The organism is Pseudidiomarina tainanensis, from assembly GCF_900115255.1.
GTDB classification, from domain to species: Bacteria; Pseudomonadota; Gammaproteobacteria; order Enterobacterales; family Alteromonadaceae; genus Pseudidiomarina; species Pseudidiomarina tainanensis.
The window spans coordinates 89,813-110,780 of the sequence record NZ_FOYU01000004.1 but is presented as its reverse complement, the minus strand read 5'-3'; the positions used below and the strand labels follow the sequence as shown (position 1 = coordinate 110,780).

Below are 20,968 nucleotides of genomic sequence, written 5' to 3'. Positions count from 1 at the left end.
GTATTAATGATCCCGGTTCAGCAGATGATCTGCGAATGCTTCCAATAATTGGGTATTGTAAGGAATTTTGCCCAGCGCATGAAGCGCTTTATGGTGTAAATCGTTGAGGCGCTGCTGCGCACCCACTAAGCCAAGTAAACTCACATAGGTGGTTTTGTTAGCCTCAATATCGCTACCTTGGGTTTTGCCGAGCGCTTCAGTATTGCCAATTACATCTAAAATATCATCGCGCACTTGAAATGCTAACCCTAAATAATGCGCAAAAGCATCAAAGTGGGCGCGATATGGCTGTGCATCGTCGTGGCCGGCGAGTACTCCCAGTTGTACCGCTGCTCGAATCAGCGCACCGGTTTTATGAATGTGCACTTGTGCGAGTTCTGATTCAGGCACGGCATTGCCGGTGGCTGCTATATCTAAAGCTTGACCGCCGCACATACCACGATCGCCACTGGCATCAGCCAACACATGAATCATTTCGAGTTGGCGCGTGGCGTTTAATTGTTTATCTGGTGTACTGAGTAACTCAAAAGCTAATGTTTGTAATGCATCACCTGCGAGTATAGCGGTAGCATCATCAAAGGCGATATGACAAGTCGGGTGGCCACGTCGCAAGCTATCGTTATCCATGGCTGGTAAATCATCATGCACCAATGAATAAGCATGAACACATTCAACCGCAGCTGCGGCGCGCGCCAAACTATGGGCATCAGCGCCGCATAACGCACCGACGTGCAAGGTCAAAAAGGGCCGCACACGTTTGCCGCCGAGAACCAGCGCATAATGCATTGCTTCATTTAATCGCGGTGCTATTGCTACACGTTCTTGCAACAAGCGCGACAAATAGTTGTTAATGTGCTCTTTAGTGTCGTTGAGCTGCTGCGTCAGATTCACGCCTCATCCTCAGCACTTGGTTGAAATGGCGTGAGATTTTCTTGGCCTTGCTGCTGCAATAGCTGACTGACTTTTTGTTCCGCTTGTTGCAGTTTCTGTTGGCTCAAACGAGATAATTTTACCGCTTGCTCGAATTGCTCCAGCGCTTGTTCAAGAGGCAACTCACCCTGTTCTAACTGCACAACAATTTTTTCAAGTTGTTGCATGGCTTGTTCGAAAGACAAATCACTCATAAGGCATGGTATCCAGTAGCTACATGGAATAATGGCGCACAAGTTACCTTGATTCCGCAGCGTGGTCAAATCAGGTATAATGCCGCCTTTTTACACTCAGTAACAGTAACGGCATCAAATAATCTCATGAAATTTATAGTTCGATTGCACGCAGAAATCACCATTAAAAGTAAAGGCGTTCGGAAACGCTATGGCAAGGTACTGGTAAATAATCTGAAAAGTATCTTGCGCCGTAACGACGTTAACGCCAAGGTGATCTGGTGTTGGGATCGAATCGAGGTTGTTGTCGCCGATGACGCACAACAAGATGCGAACCAAGTGAGTGATATTTTACAACGAGTTCCTGGAATTTCTTGGTTTAGCCGTTCGCATGAGCTACCACTTCCCGAAGGCGACCCAACCGACTTCACGCCAATTATGGAAGAAGTATTAGCGTGCTGGCAGGCTATCATTCCGGGTCAAAGCTTTGCTGTGCGAGTGAAGCGCAAAGGTGAGCATCCGTTTCGTTCCCTTGATTTAGAGCGCTATTTAGGCGGTGCCATTCTCAAACATTGCGCGGATAGCAAGGTCAACCTGAAGAAGCCGGACGTTGAAGTTCGCGTTGAAATTGATCATGACGTTGTGCGAGTGTTCGGGCACAAAGAACAAGGCTTAGGTGGATTCCCGTTACCAACACAAGAAAATGTGTTGAGTTTGCTCTCCGGTGGTTTTGACTCGAGTGTTGCTAGTTTCCAGTTGTTACGTCGCGGTGCGCGAGTGCACTTTTGCTTTTTTAACCTAGGTGGCGCGCAACACGAAACAGGCGTTCGACAAACGGCTTATTACCTTTGGCAGCAATACGCGAGTTCGCATCCGCTAAAGTTTATTAGTATTGATTTTGCCCCTGTGGTTGAAGAAATTCTCACCAAGGTTGATAACGGCTTGATGGGTGTGGTGTTAAAACGGCAAATGTTAAGGGCCGCGGAAATCGTTGCGAACAACTTACACACTGCGGCGATTGTTACTGGTGAAGCGCTAGGACAAGTATCAAGCCAAACATTGAGTAACTTAAGTGTGATTGATGAAGCAACCGATAAATTGGTACTGCGCCCGTTAATCACCATGGATAAGCAAGAAATCATTAACATTGCGCAACAAATTGGTACCGCCGATTTTGCCCGAAGTATGCCAGAATATTGTGGTGTGATTTCGAATAAGCCAACGGTCAAGGCACAGTGCGATGCGCTAGCTGAAGCTGAAAGTCAGCTCGATAGTGAATTGATTAAGCAGGTGGTGCGTCAATCGCGTGTTGAAGATGTGAGCCAAATAGGTGAAGCAACTGAGCAACGCGTTCAAAAAGTTGATGCAGTGCAGAGTGTCAACGGTGCGACTCACGAAATCATTGATATTCGCAGTCAGGATGAAGTGGATAATAAGCCTTTTAACGCGCCCAAAGACGATATTATGGTTCGCCATATTCCGTTTTTTAAATTGGCGACAGCGTTTGCTGATTTAGATAATAGTAAAACTTATTTGTTGTATTGTGAAAAGGGTGTCATGAGCAATTTGCAGGCTTTGTATTTGCAAGAGCAAGGGCACCAAAATGTAGCGGTATATCAGCCGCCGTCAAAGTAAAGAAAGTGGCTTAAATCAGAAAAGCAGTAAGGAAATTGAATGACGTCAAGAAACATTGCGCGGCTTATATTTTTAATCGTACTGATTGGGCTGTCTGCTGCATTCTTAATGCAAGTATCAACCAATCAAGTACCGCGCTTTGAAAATGCTGACAAAGTGGTGCATTTTGGGGCATTCTTTGTTTTGGCTCTGACGTTCCATCGCGCTTTTCCGATTCCAATCTGGGCCGCTTTAGTGATTCTGACGCTGTATGGCGTGGCCATAGAGTGGGTGCAAGATATGTTGCCGTATCGCGACGCAAGTTTGGGCGATTTGATTGCCGACGCGGCAGGCGCTTCAACCTATTATGCCTATGCTTACTTTAGGTTTCGTCAAAAGAAAAAAGCGAAGTAAATTACTTCGCTTTCTTTTTGTTCGCTTCTTTTTTCTTTGCCTTTTTCTTTTTCGCTTTCCCCGGCGTTGGGAACTTGTATTGCGGCCGTAAGTCGTCAAACACACGACGTTCAAGCTTGGCTTTCTGGTAACGCTCAATGCGACCGAGTAGTTCGGCGTCATGCGCTTCCACCAACGCAATAGCTAAACCCGATTTGCCGGCGCGGCCAGTGCGCCCAATACGGTGCAAGTAAACATCCGCAGTCTTCGGTAAATCAAAGTTCACCACCAACTCGATGTCTTCCACATCAATACCGCGTGCGGCAACGTCGGTTGCGATCAGGGTGCTGTCTTCAAACTTTTCCATGCGCGCAATAATGCGTTGGCGATCGGATTGTGGCATGTCACCGCGTAACGTTAAGGTTTTGATACCAGCCGATTGCAACTTGCCCGATAACTCTTCAACACGCTCACGGGTACGAACGAAGATAATACGGCGTCCAGTATTTTCGGCTAGCACACGCTCAAGAAGTTTAAACTTATGCTCGGCAGTATCCGCTTGATACCAACGCTGTAAGATTTTGCCGCGCTCGCGCTTCGGTGGCTCCACCGTAATATGTTGAGGCTCTTTTTGAATTTCCCCAGAGAAGCGTTTAACACCAGCGCTTTCTAATGTGGCTGAGAACAATAAAGTTTGCTTGAGATGCCGCGCTTCATTTACCAACTGTTTCACCGCACTACTGAAGCCCATATCGAGCATACGGTCAGCTTCATCAATAATCAGCCATTCGACGTTTTCAAGTTCGTATTGGTCAGCGCCAATCAAATCGAGCAAGCGCCCTGGCGTAGCGACCAAAATATCATGGTTAGCCTGAAGCTGTTGATGCTGCGAACCATAATTCACACCACCAGTAATCAACACCGTTTTGAGTTCTGTGGTTTCACCAAACGCATCCGCTTGCTCAGCAATTTGCTGAGCAAGTTCGCGTGTTGGTGCCAAAATAAGAATGCGTGCTGACCCCGGTTGGCGACGAGGAAAATCCAAGAGATGCTGGATAGCCGGCAATAAAAAGGCGAGCGTTTTACCAGTACCCGTTGGTGAATTGACTAACAAGTCTTGACCATCCAAAGCTGCTGGAATAACTGCTTGCTGTACTTTCGCTGGCTTGTTAATGTCTGCAGCCTTGAGAACATCGATGAGTTCGTCATCCAGTTCTAATTGTTCCCAATCGGGTGTCATGCTTAGTTCCTGTCGTTACGGATAAGTAGTGCGCTAAATGCTTACGGAGAAGCCTATGGGCTTTCAATGCCGGCAATTTTACCTCAAAGATGATCAATGTGCGATGAAAGTTAGCACCGATAGCCTGCTGTTCGGAGCTTGGGTTCAGGTAGGCATGGCGCAACGCATACTGGATATGGGCACCGGCTGCGGCATTCTTGCATTAATGTTGGCACAACGTAGCGCCGCCACGGCAATGATTGAGGCGATTGAGCTTGATCCAAACGCGGCAATACAAGCTCAGCAAAATGTGTTGGCATCGCCGTGGTCCGACAAAATCGTGATCACACAAGGTGATGTCACAACCGCGGCTTATGGTGAGAATCAATACGAACTCATTGTCATGAATTCACCGTACTTCGCCAACCATCTGGCGAGCGCTTCCAAAGAGCGTGAATTAGCACGGCAAGGCACCGGCGATGTTTGGCACGCTTGGCTAATGCGAGCCGCTCCGTTACTTGCACCAAACGGTCGTATTGCCGTGGTTGCACCAATACAAGCACAGGAAACAATTGTTGCTGAATTAGCCGCCATGAACCTGCAAGTGGCGCGCCAGTGCATGGTTCAGAGCACCCCGAAAAAAGCACCATACTTAGTTTTGTTCGAGTTTGTCAGAGATTTAGAAGAGCAATCGAAGAAGTTCGAGCAAGTTGTGATTCGCGATGAAGTAGGGCACTACACAGTAGGCTTTAAGCAAATAACAAAAGACTTTTATTTAAACTTTGAATAAAAACTGCGCACTTATTTAATAAGCTAATTAAATAAGTGCGCAGAGCTTCTTTAAAACTAATAATTAAGACTGACAGTTACAGTCCAAGCACTTTCTTGCCTTGGCGGAAGGTAATATCCACAGGAATATCAGCAGCCGACAAGCGATCTAAATCAGCTTGTAACTGCGGGCTAATATTGCCCATGGTATCAAAGAGCTCGCCTACACCTTGGTAATCGCCGTTACCTTGAAGCGTTAGAATTTTCTCTGACAAACTATTCATAGCCGCACGCATCGCATCCATATTCACTGAATATTGACCTTGCTCGTTGCGCGAAAACGCACCCGCTTGCTCAAAGTAGTTAAAGCGAATCATGTTGGCTTTGCCGTGGGCACTTGAGGCACCAAAACGTACCGAGCGGAAGATACCCGCCAAGAACGTGGTGTAATAATCCTCGAGCACGCCTTCAGTAATGACACCAGCTTCGAGCAACTGCGTCACCATGTATAAGCCTAGAATATCGGCTTTGCCTTCTTCTAGGGCTGAAGCGTGTTCTTTCAGGGCCTCACGCACGGTGCCTTCTTCGCCAACTAAGTTTTTGATACCAAGGCCGTGTGCCACTTCATGAAACATCGTATTGGCGAAAAACGCATCAAAGGTGATGTGCTGGCGTTGCTCAGGCACAATGAGTTCGTCGGCTATCGGCAACATGATTGCGTCGAACTTGGCACGCATGGCGTTTTTCAGCTGTAATCGGCGCGTGCCTTTTTCCAACTGAACTTCTTCGTCATTTGGCAAGTTGATAGCAATGGTTTTACTGCCAGCATTCGAGTGACCGGCATAGTAAACCACATCATATGCATTAAGCTGCGCACCTGCACCAGGTACTTCTGCCTTGTATTCAGCAGGTACCGGCAGATTTTGCTGTAGCTCAGGTAAGTACTGCGCATACACCGCTAATTTCTCGCTCCATTCGAGATCTTTAATCAGCACATAAGATTCAAACGCTGCACGATAGCCATAGAGTTGATCTTCATAGCTTTCAATCGGACCAATCACCACATCGATATCATTGTTGGTCATGTCCATCCAAGCGAAATCAGACGGCTGATATTCGTTGCTCAAAAACGCATCAGCACGCATGCTGAGATAATTTTTGAAGCCTTCGTCTTCAGCAAACTCAGCGGCCTCGCGTAATAACCCCGCAGCCTTCTCTAGCTGCGTACGATAAGCTTCGTTGTAAGGCACTGCATAGAGGTCACCTTGGTCGTTACGACGAACCAGTGTGTAGAGGTCAATTTTACCTTCAAAGTCAGCAGCTTCGAACTCTTCTTTGGTCATGTCGGCCGGATAAAAATTTGCACCTGCTGGCTTTTCACCGAAGCCAGTTAAGAATGGCTTATCGTTATTGAGACGATCCCAAGGGCCATAATTAATTTCAGCAAATTTTTTCACGCGCGCATCATCAATGCGACCAAGAAGGCTACCCGCAGTAGCGCCATATGCTTGTTGCCAGAATAAGTCGTCCATAATCTCAGACGCTTCAATCAACAGCTCAACAACGTGGCGTTGACGATCAGACAGGTGGCTTAAGTCAGCGGTAAGATCCATCGGGTAATAAATGTCGAGACGTGATTGCGCATCGGCAACTAATTCAACGGCTGGCGCATCCGATTGAGCTTTTTCGACCGGCGCAGGCTCTTGGCTACAACCAAGTAGCGTTAAACTCAAGGCTAACGCTGTTAGTGGAAAACGGATTGTTTTAATCATTGTTCGTTCCTTTCAACAAATAAGCTCACAAGATCCGGGTAAAACGCACGTATCTCGCCAGCTAATAGGGCAAAGTCAGCATCAATTTTTTGCTCTGGTGTGGCATCAACAAGCTTATCTTGCTCATCAATCAATAAGTCTGTTGGTTTAAAACGTTTTACAGCTAGATCATGTTCTAGCACAAAAGTTAAACGCTCATTCCAGTCTAAACCTATTTTCGTTGCTTGTTTACCATGGGCGAGGTGAGTTTCAATTTCGGTACCTGTCAACGCATGTTGACGCACACGCACAATACCGCCGTCGTCACTGTTATCACGCAGCTCCACTTCGTCACCAAAATCGAAGTTGCCGGGAACTTTGCCGTCTTTCAGCCATTGCGTGAAATAAAGCTCGCTGGGGTTCTCACTGAACAATGGTTTCACGGGTAGTGAACCAAAGCTACTGCGTAGCATCCCCAGGAAGTCTTCAGCACGATTCGCGGCAGAAGCATCCACCACCACAATACCTAAATCGGTGTCGAGCAGTCCCCAAGTGAGACGAAAGCGGGTAAATGCTTGTGGCAGTAGCCGATGGATAATGTCTTCTTTTAGGTTCTGCTTCTCTTTACCAGCAACTTTGCGACCTTGCTCGGCTTCAATTTGATTCACTGCTTCATCAACTTCAGCGCTTACTACTGCCGCCGGCAGTACTTTTTCTTCTTTACGGGCACAAAATAAATAAGCGTTACCAATTTGATGAAACAGCACTTCACTGTGTTGGCCGAACGGTGAACTCCAGCCAAAACTTGCTAACTCTTGGCGGCCACATGGGCGAAACGCATGATCACTCAGGCGTTGTTCGAGGTTTTCAGGTAAAACAAAATCGTCTGCGAGCGTATAAATTCGCAAGTTCTTGAACCACATGTTATGTCCTTGATATTTAACTTCGAGATATCGAATTGAATTAGATAAATGTCACCGCTAATGTCATGCGATAGGTTAATCCTTGTCCCACTTCGCTTTCAGCTTCAATCGTGCCGTTGAGGGTTTGCGTCACGAGATTTCGAATAATGTGTGTGCCTAAGCCACTTCCGCCTTGCTGCACTTTGGTCGTGAAAAACGGGTCAAATAATTGGTCAAGTTGCTGTTGCGTCAAGCCTTTACCATTGTCACGATAAACAATGACAAGCTTGTCATCTTTGCGTTTGATGCTGATATCAATTTCACCATCTTGCTTATTTTCGAAGCCATGAATCAAGGAATTGATAATTAAATTTGTGAAAATCTGCGCAAACGCACCTGCCGGGCAGCGAATTTCAATATCATCTGGGCACTCAATGGTCAGGCGCGGTTTAAACGGTTTCAAGCGCGGATTTAGGGTTTGAATCACACCGTTTAAGTAGTCTTTGATATTGATTTCGCGAACCACTTCAGAGGTTTGATCCACAGCCACTTGCTTGAAGCTACTGATAAGGTCAGAGGCGCGTGCTAAATTGCTTTCCAATAAATCAAGCGACTCTTTGCTGAGCTTAAATACTTTGGTGAGCTGCGCTTGGGTAAGGGCTTTTTTGTTCAAAGCTTCTTCGGCTTCAGTCAGTTGATCACGAATATACGTTGCAGCGGTAACCGAGATACCAATTGGCGTATTTACATCATGTGTAATGCCGGCAACTAGACCACCAAGTGATGCCATTTTCTCTGACTCAATCAGCTGATCCTGAGTACGTTCAAGGGCACTCAATGACTCTTGTAAGCGCGTATTAATTTCGCGCAAGTCTGTTTCGATGATCCGCCGCTGGCGAATTTCGTTCTCGAGCGTGTCTTGGCGTAGCTCAAGGTCATTCTTTTGACGCTCTAGGTCAACCAACACCCGACTGAGATTGCTCGTTTTACGGGCAACTTCTTGCTCGAGGATACCGTTTTGTTCATCGAGCTTTTGGTTAACGTGTATCAACTGCTTTTGGGCGCGGTCGAGGTCTTCCTGATATTCTTTAAGGTTCTCAACCAACTGGTTATAGGCGCGCTCAAGTAGCAAAAATTCGGTGTTACGCAGGCTACGAATATGTAGCTTCGAGTGTTCTAAGTCGTCTAAACGAAAGTTTTGAATTTGATTGATCAAATCGCGCATAGGTCGATTCAGCATGCGATGAAAGGCAACGCTGAACAACATAATCAAAAAAGTACTTTTAACGATGGCTGAACCAATAATGAAGTACAGACTAACTTTAATGCGCTGAATTGCGATGTCGCGGGTTGTATAGAGAGTGACATCGCCCACTTGAGTTGAATCACCAGAAAATTCAAAGACGAGCTTGGAGTAGTAACCGAACACTCCTTCACGCTCGGGTAGCTCATAGCTATCGGCTGAAATGCTTGGGAAACTGCGTAATGGTGGCGTGCGCCCCAGCTGGCTTACAATGCGACCGGTATCGTCTCGAATCACGAGTCCGGCGATGGCTGGGATGTTAATCAGACCATCGGCAATCGCCTCAATTTGCGGTGTGTTGTATTCCCACAATGAACGTGCCAATGAATGACTGAAGGTACTTTGCTGGTTATGTAATTCTTGTACCAGCATATTTTTGGTGTCGTAGTATTCCCCAACAACTTGTACCGACGTCACAATCAAAGTCAGTACGAAATAGACTGAAAGTACGTTGGTTAAGAGGGATTTTGAAATACTCGACGTAGCCATTGAAAGTCCTTGCAACAATTCACACAAGGTACTGTAAATTAACTCGCTTCGCAATATGTGAAAGATTGAGAAATCGCCTCGATTAGGCTATGTTATGGGCTCTTCATTAGCTGCAGGAACGCACAAAAATGGACGTCATTACAAGCATGCAAGAGCAACTGGACAGTTGGCAAAAGTGGTTGTCGGAACATGCCGACATTGACACCATGGTCAAATTAGCGCTGCTCCTAGTCGCCGCCTGGCTTGCTAATTTTGTAGTGAAGAAAATATTAATGCGTGGTGCGATGACGGTGCTGTCGTACACACCTGCAGGTAAAGATCGCCAATTATTTGAGCGCAATATTATCGCGCGTCTAGCGAATGTCGTGCCAGCTCTGGTTATTTCCTATGGAATCAGTTCGGTTCCTAACTTGCCGGAGGAGCTGACCATTGTCATCAGCAACGTATGCAACGCATTTGTAGTGCTGACCATTGGCCGCGCGATGAGTGGGGCTTTGACCGTTGTTAATGCTCTATATGAGCGCCAACCCGATGCTCATGAAAAGCCAATCAAAGGCTATATTCAAGTTGTCAAAATCGCCATTTATGCTGTCGCTACGATTCTCATTGTCGCCGCGTTAATTGACCGTTCGCCGATTATTTTATTGTCTGGTCTCGGTGCGATGGCGGCGGTACTCATGTTGGTATTCCAGGATACGCTGTTGTCTTTGGTGGCGAGTGTTCAAATTACGTCAAATGACATTATTCGCGTTGGCGATTGGGTCGAAATGCCCAATCTGAATGTCGATGGCGATGTCACGGATATCGCGCTGCATACCGTGAAGGTGCAAAACTGGGACAAAACCATCTCAACGATTCCGACGAAACGTTTTATTTCAGACCCATTTAAAAACTGGCGCGGCATGCAAGAGTCCGGCGGGCGTCGCATTAAGCGCAGTCTCATGCTCGATCAAAATAGTGTGCATTTTTTGTCGCAAGACGAGCAGAAAAAGCTGCATCGTTTCCGTTTGTTAAAAGATTATTTGAATAATAAACAACAAGAAATCGATGATTGGAATCAGAAATTAAAGGACGAAGGCAAAGAGCCGGTTAATACGCGACGAATCAGCAATATCGGAACTTTCCGCGCCTATGTTCTGCAGTATTTGAAAAATCATCCGCGTATTCATCAAGAAATGACGATGATGGTACGTCAATTGAATCCAACCGCTGACGGTTTGCCGCTCGAGGTGTATTGTTTTACCGCGACCACGGAGTGGGTTGAATATGAAGGTATTCAATCAGATATCTTTGATCATCTCATCTCGATTTTGCCAGAGTTTGGTTTACGCGTATTCCAGCATCCTAGCGGCGTCGACATGCGCGAGATGGTCACAGAAATCAAACAAAACCGTCATATTGACACATAAGTGACATAATACAGTCACCAAGCTGTCACATAACTGCAGTATCTTGCCCAGCATCATTCATTAGATGCGCAAGGTATTGTTATGAAGCATTCCTTAATTTCCTCTGTGGTTCTCCTGGCTCTGGGCAGCGCGCCTGTTTTTGCTCAAGAGCAGTCGCTAGAGCCGGTGGTTGATGCCGCCAACAAGATCAACGCAGCAGCAAAATCATCGCAGCTTACCGTTGAAAAAATTGCCGATTCAACGCAAGAACGTATTCAGCAATATAAGCAAATCACCCGCCAAATTCAGGGCCTTGAGGTTTATACCGAGCAACTTCAGAAGCAACTTGATGCACAGCTCGTTGAGAAGGACGAGCTGAACAGCTCGATTGATGAAGTGAGCGTGGTTGAACGCCAAATTACGCCACTGATGCTGCGTATGATTGAAAGCCTTGCCAAATTTGTCGAATTGGATGTGCCATTTTTGCCAGAAGAGCGTGCTGAACGCGTCGCCAATTTACGTGACCTGATGGACCGCGCTGACGTGGACGTTTCTGAGAAGTTTCGCCGCGTGATGGAAGCGTTTCAAATTGAGGCTGACTACGGCCGCAACATTGAAGCTTACAACGGTGAAATGAGCGTCAATGGCCAAAGCCAGGACGTTGAGTTTTTACGCATGGGTCGCACGGTGTTGCTGTACAAAACCCGCGATGGTGCTCACATGGGCGTGTGGAATCAACAGCAGCGCGAGTGGCAAGAGCTTGATTCAAGTTATGCCAGCAATGTTCAAGAAGCGATTCGAGTTGCGCGCAAGCAATTGGCGCCAGACTTATTAATGCTTCCTGTTTTCACTCAAACTAACGGCGCTGGAGAATAATCATGTTGAAGCAATTTTTAACCGGTGCAGTGGCAACAACTGCTTTATTACTCTCTCAGCAAGCGTTCAGTGCCCCGCAAGATCCGATCAACCTCGACCAATTGTTACAACAGTTGCAGCAAGGGCAATTTGAGCAAACCGAAGAGAACAAGCAGCGCGAAGCGCGGTTTCGTGCAGAAGCGGATGAGCAAGCGCGCATTTTACGCGAAGCCATTGCAGAGCGTGACCGCCTCGAACAGCTTAGCGAAACCTTAGAAACCAATTTCGAGAAGAACGAAATTGAACTGGCTGGCTTGACTGATACATTGACCCAGCGTATGGGCTCATTACGCGAACTCTTCGGCGTGTTGCAGCAAGTAGCCGGTGACACCAGTAGTAAGCTACAAACCTCGTTTGTTTCGGTTGAATTTCCGGGCCGTAGCGAGCAAATGAGTGAGCTTGCGCAAAAAATGGGGAGCAGCTCAAAGTTGGCTTCAATTGAGGAAATTGAGTCGGTTTGGTTAGCCTTACTCCAAGAAATGACCGAGTCTGGCAAAGTTAGCTCTTTTGAAACCGAAGTAACGCTTGCCAACGGCGAGAAAGTGAACAAGCCAGTGACCCGCGTGGGTACCTTCAATATGGTTGCTGACGGTCAGTATTTAGAGTTAGTGCCAGGCACTGACACCGTAGCTGAGCTCATTCGTCAACCATCTGGGCGCTATTTAGATACCGTGGCTGCACTTGAACAAGCCAACGACAACCCAGTGAAATTTGCGCTCGACCCAACCGGTGGTTCAATTTTGGGCTTACTCGTGCAAGCGCCTGACTTAGGTGAGCGCATCGATCAGGGCGGCACAGTCGGTTACATCATTCTAGCTCTTGGCGCTATCGGTCTCATCATTGCTATTGAACGGTTCATTACGCTCACCTTCATGGGTGGCAAAGTGAAACGTCAAATGAAGCAACCTGAAGCCCGCGAAGATAACCCACTCGGTCGTGTGATGGCGGTGCAACGCAACTATCCAGACGTTGATACCGAAACACTTGAACTGAAACTCAGTGAAGCGATTTTGCGTGAAGTGCCGAAAATTCAGCGCAACTTAACCTTTATCAAGATTATCTCTGTCGTGGCACCGCTCATGGGTCTCTTGGGTACCGTCACCGGTATGATCAATACCTTCCAAGCGATTACCTTGTTTGGTACTGGCGACCCGAAACTGATGGCTGGCGGCATTTCACAAGCCTTGGTAACCACCGTACTCGGCTTAGTGGTAGCGATACCAATGACGTTATTGTTCGCCACGTTAAATACGCGCAGCCGCAACATCGTTCATGTATTGCAAGAACAGGCTTCGGGCATTATTGCGGAGCGCTCTGAGCGGAGTCACTAATTATGTTCCTGCTCGAATTCAGTAACGCAATCCAAGATTTCATCGAAACCGGCGGCAACGTGCTGCTGGTTATCGGGGTACTCATTTTCGTGATGTGGTTGATGATTCTAGAGCGCATTTTTTACTACATGCGAGGGCATCGCCAAGCAACCAAAGCGGCTCTAACAGCCTGGAATAACCGCGCGGATCGCTCATCTTGGCAAGCTGAACAAATTCGCGGCGCCATTATTTCACGCGTGTCATTAGCGTTAGGTGGCAATCTGCCGATTCTGCAAGCCATGGTGGCGTTATGTCCACTACTTGGCTTGATGGGAACAGTGACTGGCATGATTGAGGTATTTGACGTGATGGCCGTCGCTGGTACTGGCAATGCTCGTTCAATGGCTGCCGGTGTATCGAAAGCGACAATTCCGACGATGGCAGGCATGGTTGGCGCATTGTCGGGCGTGTTTGCCACCACCTGGTTGCAACGCACAGCGAAACGCGAACGACTTAAATTAGAAGATCGTTTGTTACTCGATCACGCAAGCGTATCTAAGCTTGCAAGCAAATAGAGGTAAGGCGCAATGAAACAACATTTTGCAAATTTAGTGGACGAAGAAGAAGCGCAAATTGATATGACGCCCATGCTGGACGTTGTTTTTATCATGCTTATCTTCTTCATTGTGACCGCCTCGTTTGTTAAAGAGTCAGGCATTGATGTGAATCGTCCAGAGGCGGCGACGGCGGTGCAAAAAGACCGAGCCAATATCTTAGTGGCAATCAGTGATTCGGGCGAAATCTGGATCAATAGACGACAAGTCGATGCGCGCGCGGTACAGGCGAATATTGAACGTTTGTATGCCGAGAACCCGCAAGGTTCGGTGGTGATTCAAGCCGATAAAAAAGCCACGACGGAAACGTTGATTAAAGTCATGGATGCCGCGCGCGCAGCCGGTGTCTTCGATGTCTCGATTGCAACGCAAGAAGACTAGTTATGAAACGTGTATTGCTCGCACTCATCGCCGCTTTTGCTATTACAGCTGGGCTTTTCTATTTGATGCAATCGCTCATTGTCGGCGGTGAAGGTGCTATGTCAGAGCCGCCGCGCGGCAGCGTGCTTGATTTTGTTCGGGTGAAGCCAGAAGAGGTGGTGCAGCAGAAAGAGCGCAAACCGCAACGACCACCCGAGCCTGAGCAGCCACCGCCGGATATGCCGCAACCACAAATGCAGAACGAAAGCGCTGACACAGATGCCGCAGGATTCGATTTTTCAGCGGATATTCAAGCCGATACCAGCTTATCTGGCGGCGTAGGTTTAGATACCAGTGACGGCGAATATTTGCCGATTGTGAAAGTACAAGCGGTCTATCCACGTCGCGCGCTTCAACGTGGTATCGAAGGCTACGTGGTCGTCGGATTTACGGTCACCAAGCAAGGTACTGTGCGTGATCCATACGTGATAGAAGCCCAGCCAGAAAGCATTTTTGACCAAGCAGCCATGGAAGCGGTGCTGAAGTTTAAATACAAACCGCGTGTTGTGAATGGTGAACCCGTAGAAGTGGAAGGGGTTCAGAACCGTTTAACATTCGCCATTGATGGTTAGGAGACAAACTTATGCGTTATTTACTCTTTGTTGTTGCAGTCGTGGCGGTGGTTGTCAATTCCTCAGCTTTGGCTGAAGACCGGAAAAAGACGCCGGCTCTGCGTGAGCAAGTTTACAGTCAGTTAGCACGAGCCCAACAGCTAGCCGATGACGGCGATGTGAACGCTGGCTTAGAAGTTTTGCGTAATGTTGAGGGCAAGCTCAGCAGCATGAACAGCTACGAGCGCGCGATGCTCTGGAATTTCTATGGCTACATGTATTACGGCCAGGACAATATTGCAAAAGCTATTGAGTACTTTGCCAAAGTGGTTGAGGAAGAAGCCATTCCGCAAGCGCTTGAGCAAAATACATTGTTTAGTTTGGCTCAATTAGCACTGGGGCAGGGTGAGTTTGAGCAAACCATTGCATTCCTAGCCAAGTGGGAACGCATTACTCCGGCTGAGCAACATCAAAAGGCTTGGGTGTTAAAAGCACAAGCACTGTATCAGCAAGGGGACTATAAGTCGGCTTTAGCACCCATTACGAAAGCTATTGAGTTAGTGGAATCAAAAGGCCAAGTGCCTGAAGAAAATTGGCTGGTGTTACAGCGTGCAGTGTACTTTGAGCTAGGCGATACCAAAAGCGTTGCTGCCGTGCTTGAAGACATGGTGCGTTACTACAACAAACCTGAGTATTGGGTGCAGTTGGCTGGTATTTATGGTCAGCTTGGTCAAGAACATAAGCAACTAGCGATGTTAGAAACGGCTTTTCAGCAAGGCTTTTTAACCAAAGGCCAAGATTTACTGAACTTAGCGCAAACTTATTTTTTCAATGACGTTCCATTTAAAGCGGGCCAAGTATTAGAGCAAGCGCTGCAACAAGGCGCAGTTGAACGTAATTTGCGTAACTTAAAGTTATTAGCCCAAGCTTGGGTTGCCGCCCGTGAGACGGATAAAGCCAGTGCGGCATTGTTAGCTGCTGCAAAGCTGAGTGACGATGGTGAACTCGATGCGCAACGCGCCACGTTATTACTCAATGCGGAGCGTAATCAGGAAGCCATCTCAGCAGCCCGTGCCGCGCTTGATAAAGGTGGTTTGAAGCAACCGGGTGCCATGCATCTCGTAATTGGTATGGCCGAGTTAAACTTGGAAAACTTTAATGCGGCCTTGCAAGCATTCGCTATTGCGAAGAAATTTGACGATGCACGACAGTCTGCAGGCCAGTGGGAACGCTACGCTCAAGCAGAACAAGAGCAGCAAAATCGGTTGATGGAACTGCGCGCTGACATGAAAACGTCATCGTAATGACACGTAAAAGACAAAAAACTGACACATAGTCATGAAACTGTCATATTTCTGACATAACATAGCGCCTAAATCGGGGGTGTGGTCTATAGTCCACAGTGTGTTCACCTATATTTAGGCGGCTATGTCATGAAAAAAACTTTATTGGTAACTGTTCCAGCGATTCTCGCGATGAGTTCATCAGCTGTTTTTGCTGACGATCAACCATTAACTTGGGATATCTACGGTAAAATCAACGTATCGCTACAAAGCAATGATCTTGATGACGGCAACGGTTCACAGACTGACGTTGTGTCAAATTCTTCACGCTTTGGTATTCAAGGCGGCACCCAGTTAAATGATGATTTAGAAGTTATCTACAAACTTGAATGGCAAGTTGATTTAGCCGACCTTGGTGGCTCAGATAACTTGAAATCTCGTAACCAATACATTGGCTTGAAAGGTAACTTTGGTGAAATCACCATTGGCCGTCGCGACACCGTATTGAAGACGATTCAAGGCGATATCGATGTGTTTAGCGACTATGAGGCCGACGTGAAAGCCTTATTCGAAGGTGAAAATCGTCTGAGCAACACGGTGAGTTATTACTCACCAGCGTTTAATCAAGTTCGCTTCCAAGTGAGTTACACAGCAAGCGACGATCCACTGATCGACGACGGCATCTCTACCGCAATTAGTTACGGTGACGAAGGCCTTGATGACACGTCGTTCTATTTAGGCGGTGCGGTTGATCGTAAAGTTGATGGTTATGACATTGAACGGGTTGTCGGTTATACCAAGTTAGTCTCGACTATTGTTGGCCTCATGTGGCAACAACAAGAAAAAGTAGATGGCACTGCTGAAGCTGATGGTTATGTCGCAAGCATCAAGTATCCATACAACAACTTTACCTTCAAAGCACAATACCAGCGCATGGACTTTAGTGTTGACGGTGTTGAGAGTTCTATGGCGGCAGGTGTTGATTATAAACTGGGTAAAAACACCAAAGTTTATACGTGGTACACAGGCCGTGACTTAGATGCTATCGATGTTAACCAAAGCTATTTGGCTCTGGGTATCGAACATAAGTTCTAAGCAAGGTAAACTAAGGCCATCTTTTGACCTCAATTGGATTACAGTCGAGCGATGGCCAACTTTATCTTCATTGCGGGCTACGTTGTTATTGGCTTATTGCTACAACGTAGCCGGCAATTCCCGCAAAATACCGGACAAATTCTCAACGCTTACGTGATTTATGTTGCGTTGCCGGCCGTTGTATTACAAAAAATACCCAGTTTAACGTTTGGCAAAGAGCTACTATATCCAGCACTTATCCCTTGGCTATTACTAGCGCTGACAGTGCCTGTGTTGCTCGGTTTAAGCAAGTGGCTTAACTGGTCGCGTATGACCACTGGCGCGATGTTGATTGTGGTGCCACTTGGCAATACATCGTTTGTGGGTTTCCCAATGGTTGAAGCTTTTTTTGGGCCCGAGGGTATTCCATACGCGTTGTTATATGATCAACTCGGTTCGTTTTTCATTTTATCGATTTATGCCACTATCATTGCCGCTATTTACAGTCACGATCCGGGTGCTGATGCGAAGCGACCAAGTGCTGGCGCCATTGCACTGCGAATCGCCAAGTTCCCACCATTTATTGCGTTAGTCGTCGCATTGCTGTTGCGTGGTGTAGCTTATCCTGAGGTGATGAGCCAATTTATTGACTCACTGGCGATTACGTTGGTGCCCGTGATTATGGTTGCGGTTGGTTTTCAGTTGAAATTTAAACTTCCACAAGAAGACCGCGGGCCATTGTATTGGGCGCTTGGTTTAAAATTGATTGCCACACCGATTATTGCATTGGCTGTGCTCTATGGCTTTGGTCTTGACCAATTAGCCGTGCAAGTCACGATAATGGAAGCCGCCATGCCAGCAATGATTTCAGCTGGCGCATTAGCTATTATGGCAGGCTTAGCGCCGACTTTGTCAGCAGCTATTGTGGGCTATGGCGTGTTACTGTGCTTTGTGACGCTGCCACTCTGGTACACTTTTATTCAGTTTTTGTTGCCATAAACTCACCTTCGGCAACTTTCACCTGAAATGCTTCGCCCTGAGTCAGTTGCTCGGGGCTACGCACTAAGCTCCCGTCTGTTTTGCGCACAACTGCGTAGCCACGCTCAATGGTTTGCAGTGGGCTAACCATATGCAAACCTTGCGTGAGCGACTGAAAACGTTGCTGCTGTTGTTTGAGTAACTGCTGCATGGCGAGACTCAAACGCTGCTGCAACTGCTGCTGTTGCTGTTTCAATGGCGCAATTCGACGCTCTGGATGAACATTAATTAGGCGCTTATGTAATTGGATTTGGTTACTTTTGACCTGTTGTAGGTGGCGTTGCAACGCATTTTGCGTGCGCATTGACAGTTCGTCTAAGCGCTGACCATTTTGTTGCAACTGCCGTTGCGGATGCTGTTGTTGCAAACGTTGTGATAAATAGCCATGGTGTTGCGAGCGCTGTCGAAATTGGCGCAGCCAGGCTTGTTCAACGCGATGACTCAAATGTTGAATGCGCGCCAGAGTTTCACGTTGATCACGACTCACGAGTTCAGCCGCCGCCGATGGCGTTGGTGCGCGCACATCGGCAACAAAATCACAGATAGTAAAGTCAACTTCATGGCCGACAGCCGAAATCGTCGGAATCGGGCAACTGTGTAGTGCGTAAGCTAATTGTTCGTCGTTGAAACACCATAAATCTTCGAGTGAGCCGCCCCCACGAGCCATAATCAAAACATCGACTTCATCACGAGCAATGGCGCGCTGCAGCATATGTAGCAATTCACCGGTTGCCGCTTGGCCTTGCACCGAGCTTGGATAGATGATGACTTCAACACTTGGGTCACGGCGTTTTAATACCGCCAAAATATCGCGCACAGCCGCGCCGGTTGGTGAGGTAATCACCCCAACTTTCTTAATTGTTTCGGGTAAGGCTTGTTTATGTTCTGGGGCAAATAATCCTTCAGCTTGCAGCTTCGCTTTGAGTTGTTCGTATTTTTGTTGTAGCAAGCCAGCACCGGCATCTTCCATGTGTTCAATAATTAATTGATAGTCGCCGCGTGGTTCATACACAGTCAGTTTGGCCCGCACCAGCACTTGCATGCCGTGTTGCGGACGTAGTTTTACCCGTTGATTGGCATTACGAAACATCGCTGCGCGGATCTGCGCGCGCTCATCTTTTAGGGTAAAATACCAATGTCCTGAGCTTGGTGCTGCGAAGTTTGAAATTTCGCCAACCAGCCAAATCGAACCGAAGCCTTGCTCAAGCACCTGTCTTACCTCGGTATTCAGGCCAAAGACAGTAAAAATATGCGGTTGTTGCATGATAAAACCTCGGTAAGAATGAAAAAAATCAGTTTACTGAAAAGCCGTTTGCGAGTAAAATCTGCCCGCAACATTAAGTCAGCCAGTGAGATGTTGCCATGCTACGAATTGCTCAAGAAGCCCTAACCTTTGACGACGTTTTGCTCGTCCCCGGTCATTCAACCGTTTTACCGCATACAGCCGACCTGCGCACGCGTTTAACCCGTGGAATTGAACTCAATATTCCAATGGTTTCTGCGGCCATGGATACCGTAACTGAAGCCGCTCTAGCGATTGCCTTAGCGCAAGAAGGCGGGATTGGTTTTGTGCACAAAAACATGACCGTTGCAGAGCAAGCCGCACACGTTCGTAAAGTTAAAAAATACGAAAGCGGTATGGTGTCCGATCCAATCACAGTTAGCCCAGATACCACGCTTGGCGAAATCCGTGCGTTGGCAGTTGAACATGGCTTTCACGGTTTCCCAGTCGTTGAGAAATCAGGCGAATTGGTGGGTATTATCACCGGTCGTGATACACGTGCTGAGCGTGATGACAATCGCCTTGTTAGCTCCATTATGACGCAAAAAGACAAGCTGATTACCGTAAAAGAAAACGCGCAAAGCGAAGAAATTCTAAACTTAATGCATCAACACCGTATTGAAAAAATACTCGTGGTTGACGATGCGTTCCACTTGCGCGGCATGATTACCTTAAAAGATTTCACCAAGGCCGAAAATAAACCAAATGCGTGTAAAGACGAACTGGGTCGTTTGCGTGTAGGTGCCGCAGTTGGTGTTGGTCCAGGTACTGAAGAGCGGGTTGAAGCACTTGTAGAAGCCGGCGTAGACGTCTTATTGATTGATACCTCGCACGGTCACTCACAAGGTGTTATTGATCGTGTGACATGGGCACGTAAAACCTATCCTGATTTGCAAATCATTGCTGGTAACGTAGCGACGGGCGCTGGCGCGAAAGCACTCGCAGACGCCGGTGTTGATGCAGTAAAAGTTGGTATTGGTCCAGGCTCAATTTGTACGACGCGAATTGTAACTGGTTGTGGGGTACCACAAATTACCGCAATCTCTGACGCTGTTGATGCACTTAAAGGCACCAATATTCCAGTTATTGCTGACGGTGGTATCCGTTTTTCGGGTGATATCGCCAAAGCGATTGCCGCTGGCGCCGACTGCGTCATGGTTGGTAGCATGCTAGCCGGTACCGAAGAATCACCAGGCGAAGTTGAGCTGTACCAAGGGCGTTATTACAAATCATATCGCGGTATGGGCAGTATTGGCGCAATGAACCAACGTCATGGTTCATCAGACCGTTACTTCCAAGCAACCAACGAAGCCGAAAAGCTGGTTCCTGAAGGTATTGAAGGCCGTGTTGCCTACAAAGGTCCAATTGCCACCATCATTCACCAGCAAATGGGTGGATTACGCTCAGCGATGGGCTTAACTGGTTGTGCCAATATGAAAGAAATGCGCACCAAGCCGCAGTTTGTGAAAGTAACCGCTGCTGGTATGGGCGAATCTCATGTGCACGACGTGCAAATCACTAAAGAAGCTCCAAACTACCGGATGGGTTAAG

20 protein-coding genes are annotated in these 20,968 nt (G+C 47.4%); 13 read left to right on the top strand and 7 right to left on the bottom strand.

All coding sequences use genetic code 11. The features are described from left to right. Positions 1–3 precede the first annotated feature (3 nt). Complete coding sequence (locus BM292_RS10725; RefSeq protein ID WP_245751929.1) at positions 4–891, bottom strand: farnesyl diphosphate synthase; 888 nt, start codon at positions 889–891, stop codon at positions 4–6. Continuing rightward, positions 888–1,124 (bottom strand): exodeoxyribonuclease VII small subunit, encoded by a 237-nt coding sequence (locus tag BM292_RS10720; RefSeq protein WP_092858426.1) that lies wholly within the window; start codon positions 1,122–1,124, stop codon positions 888–890. The genes BM292_RS10725 and BM292_RS10720 overlap by 4 nt, the downstream gene beginning before the upstream one ends. A gap of 126 nt (positions 1,125–1,250) precedes the next feature. On the opposite strand from BM292_RS10720, the gene thiI reads away from it, so the two are divergent. Continuing rightward, positions 1,251–2,738, top strand: a complete 1,488-nt coding sequence (thiI, locus tag BM292_RS10715; protein WP_092858424.1) for a tRNA uracil 4-sulfurtransferase ThiI — start codon at positions 1,251–1,253, stop codon at positions 2,736–2,738. 39 nt (positions 2,739–2,777) lie between these two features. Then, positions 2,778–3,131 (top strand): VanZ family protein, encoded by a 354-nt coding sequence (locus BM292_RS10710; protein WP_233340255.1) that lies wholly within the window; start codon positions 2,778–2,780, stop codon positions 3,129–3,131. 1 nt (position 3,132) lies between these two features. On the opposite strand, the gene srmB is transcribed toward BM292_RS10710, so the two are convergent. Next, on the bottom strand, positions 3,133–4,350 hold the full coding sequence (gene srmB / locus BM292_RS10705) for an ATP-dependent RNA helicase SrmB (protein ID WP_092858422.1): 1,218 nt from the start codon (positions 4,348–4,350) through the stop codon (positions 3,133–3,135). A gap of 55 nt (positions 4,351–4,405) precedes the next feature. Here srmB and BM292_RS10700 point away from each other — a divergent pair, with 55 nt between their 5' ends. Next, positions 4,406–5,119: a tRNA1(Val) (adenine(37)-N6)-methyltransferase gene (locus BM292_RS10700; protein WP_177203837.1), complete on the top strand. Its 714-nt coding sequence runs from the start codon at positions 4,406–4,408 to the stop codon at positions 5,117–5,119. A 76-nt stretch (positions 5,120–5,195) separates the two neighbouring features. Here BM292_RS10700 and BM292_RS10695 read toward each other — a convergent pair whose 3' ends face one another. Genes BM292_RS10695 through BM292_RS10685 form a run of 3 tightly spaced genes read right to left on the bottom strand, consistent with a single transcriptional unit; the run spans position 5,196 to position 9,542 of the window. Then, positions 5,196–6,869 carry a dipeptidyl-peptidase 3 family protein gene (locus tag BM292_RS10695; protein WP_092858418.1) on the bottom strand — a complete coding sequence of 558 codons (1,674 nt, stop codon included), beginning with the start codon at positions 6,867–6,869 and terminating at the stop codon, positions 5,196–5,198. Next, on the bottom strand, positions 6,866–7,771 hold the full coding sequence (gene rdgC / locus BM292_RS10690; RefSeq protein ID WP_092858416.1) for a recombination-associated protein RdgC: 906 nt from the start codon (positions 7,769–7,771) through the stop codon (positions 6,866–6,868). The genes BM292_RS10695 and rdgC overlap by 4 nt, the downstream gene beginning before the upstream one ends. A gap of 40 nt (positions 7,772–7,811) precedes the next feature. After that, positions 7,812–9,542: a sensor histidine kinase gene (locus tag BM292_RS10685; RefSeq protein ID WP_092858414.1), complete on the bottom strand. Its 1,731-nt coding sequence runs from the start codon at positions 9,540–9,542 to the stop codon at positions 7,812–7,814. 128 nt (positions 9,543–9,670) lie between these two features. Between BM292_RS10685 and BM292_RS10680 the strand changes: the two genes are divergently transcribed. The 9 genes from BM292_RS10680 (at position 9,671) to BM292_RS10640 (ending at position 18,096) form a co-directional block, all read left to right on the top strand. After that, on the top strand, positions 9,671–10,951 hold the full coding sequence (locus BM292_RS10680) for a mechanosensitive ion channel family protein (protein ID WP_245751927.1): 1,281 nt from the start codon (positions 9,671–9,673) through the stop codon (positions 10,949–10,951). An 81-nt stretch (positions 10,952–11,032) separates the two neighbouring features. Next, positions 11,033–11,806 (top strand): DUF3450 domain-containing protein, encoded by a 774-nt coding sequence (locus BM292_RS10675; RefSeq protein WP_092858412.1) that lies wholly within the window; start codon positions 11,033–11,035, stop codon positions 11,804–11,806. Between the two features lie 2 nt (positions 11,807–11,808). After that, entirely contained in the window at positions 11,809–13,176 is a 1,368-nt protein-coding gene (locus tag BM292_RS10670; protein ID WP_092858410.1) for a MotA/TolQ/ExbB proton channel family protein, read from the top strand. Positions 13,177–13,184: 8 nt separating this feature from the next. Continuing rightward, positions 13,185–13,730, top strand: a complete 546-nt coding sequence (locus tag BM292_RS10665) for a MotA/TolQ/ExbB proton channel family protein (RefSeq protein WP_177203841.1) — start codon at positions 13,185–13,187, stop codon at positions 13,728–13,730. Between the two features lie 12 nt (positions 13,731–13,742). Beyond that, positions 13,743–14,150 (top strand): ExbD/TolR family protein, encoded by a 408-nt coding sequence (locus BM292_RS10660; RefSeq protein ID WP_092858406.1) that lies wholly within the window; start codon positions 13,743–13,745, stop codon positions 14,148–14,150. 2 nt (positions 14,151–14,152) lie between these two features. Next, positions 14,153–14,761 carry an energy transducer TonB gene (locus tag BM292_RS10655; protein WP_092858404.1) on the top strand — a complete coding sequence of 203 codons (609 nt, stop codon included), beginning with the start codon at positions 14,153–14,155 and terminating at the stop codon, positions 14,759–14,761. An 11-nt stretch (positions 14,762–14,772) separates the two neighbouring features. Continuing rightward, a complete protein-coding gene (locus tag BM292_RS10650) occupies positions 14,773–16,044 on the top strand; it encodes a tetratricopeptide repeat protein (protein ID WP_143434092.1) in 1,272 nt (423 codons plus the stop codon). A 129-nt stretch (positions 16,045–16,173) separates the two neighbouring features. Next, positions 16,174–17,118, top strand: a complete 945-nt coding sequence (locus tag BM292_RS10645; protein WP_092858402.1) for a porin — start codon at positions 16,174–16,176, stop codon at positions 17,116–17,118. Positions 17,119–17,169: 51 nt separating this feature from the next. Then, positions 17,170–18,096 carry an AEC family transporter gene (locus BM292_RS10640; RefSeq protein ID WP_092858400.1) on the top strand — a complete coding sequence of 309 codons (927 nt, stop codon included), beginning with the start codon at positions 17,170–17,172 and terminating at the stop codon, positions 18,094–18,096. Here the strand turns inward: BM292_RS10640 and xseA are convergent. Further along, on the bottom strand, positions 18,074–19,399 hold the full coding sequence (xseA, locus tag BM292_RS10635; protein WP_092858398.1) for an exodeoxyribonuclease VII large subunit: 1,326 nt from the start codon (positions 19,397–19,399) through the stop codon (positions 18,074–18,076). The two genes, BM292_RS10640 and xseA, sit on opposite strands and share 23 nt — an antisense overlap. 98 nt (positions 19,400–19,497) lie before the next feature. Here xseA and guaB point away from each other — a divergent pair, with 98 nt between their 5' ends. Continuing rightward, a complete protein-coding gene (gene guaB, locus BM292_RS10630) occupies positions 19,498–20,967 on the top strand; it encodes an IMP dehydrogenase (RefSeq protein ID WP_092858396.1) in 1,470 nt (489 codons plus the stop codon). Position 20,968 lies beyond the last annotated feature (1 nt).

Bases quoted from the DNA above. Each gene is read 5' to 3' on its own strand.
- xseA (WP_092858398.1), bottom strand. From the start codon at position 19,399: ATGCAACAACCGCATATTTTTACTGTCTTTGGCCTGAATACCGAGGTA.
- BM292_RS10640 (WP_092858400.1), top strand. From the start codon at position 17,170: ATGGCCAACTTTATCTTCATTGCGGGCTACGTTGTTATTGGCTTATTG.
- BM292_RS10655 (WP_092858404.1), top strand. From the start codon at position 14,153: ATGAAACGTGTATTGCTCGCACTCATCGCCGCTTTTGCTATTACAGCT.
- BM292_RS10660 (WP_092858406.1), top strand. From the start codon at position 13,743: ATGAAACAACATTTTGCAAATTTAGTGGACGAAGAAGAAGCGCAAATT.
- BM292_RS10650 (WP_143434092.1), top strand. From the start codon at position 14,773: ATGCGTTATTTACTCTTTGTTGTTGCAGTCGTGGCGGTGGTTGTCAAT.
- BM292_RS10685 (WP_092858414.1), bottom strand. From the start codon at position 9,542: ATGGCTACGTCGAGTATTTCAAAATCCCTCTTAACCAACGTACTTTCA.
- rdgC (WP_092858416.1), bottom strand. From the start codon at position 7,771: ATGTGGTTCAAGAACTTGCGAATTTATACGCTCGCAGACGATTTTGTT.
- BM292_RS10720 (WP_092858426.1), bottom strand. From the start codon at position 1,124: ATGAGTGATTTGTCTTTCGAACAAGCCATGCAACAACTTGAAAAAATT.
- BM292_RS10710 (WP_233340255.1), top strand. From the start codon at position 2,778: ATGACGTCAAGAAACATTGCGCGGCTTATATTTTTAATCGTACTGATT.
- BM292_RS10670 (WP_092858410.1), top strand. From the start codon at position 11,809: ATGTTGAAGCAATTTTTAACCGGTGCAGTGGCAACAACTGCTTTATTA.
- thiI (WP_092858424.1), top strand. From the start codon at position 1,251: ATGAAATTTATAGTTCGATTGCACGCAGAAATCACCATTAAAAGTAAA.
- BM292_RS10680 (WP_245751927.1), top strand. From the start codon at position 9,671: ATGGACGTCATTACAAGCATGCAAGAGCAACTGGACAGTTGGCAAAAG.
- guaB (WP_092858396.1), top strand. From the start codon at position 19,498: ATGCTACGAATTGCTCAAGAAGCCCTAACCTTTGACGACGTTTTGCTC.
- BM292_RS10645 (WP_092858402.1), top strand. From the start codon at position 16,174: ATGAAAAAAACTTTATTGGTAACTGTTCCAGCGATTCTCGCGATGAGT.
- BM292_RS10700 (WP_177203837.1), top strand. From the start codon at position 4,406: ATGGGCTTTCAATGCCGGCAATTTTACCTCAAAGATGATCAATGTGCG.
- BM292_RS10675 (WP_092858412.1), top strand. From the start codon at position 11,033: ATGAAGCATTCCTTAATTTCCTCTGTGGTTCTCCTGGCTCTGGGCAGC.
- srmB (WP_092858422.1), bottom strand. From the start codon at position 4,350: ATGACACCCGATTGGGAACAATTAGAACTGGATGACGAACTCATCGAT.
- BM292_RS10695 (WP_092858418.1), bottom strand. From the start codon at position 6,869: ATGATTAAAACAATCCGTTTTCCACTAACAGCGTTAGCCTTGAGTTTA.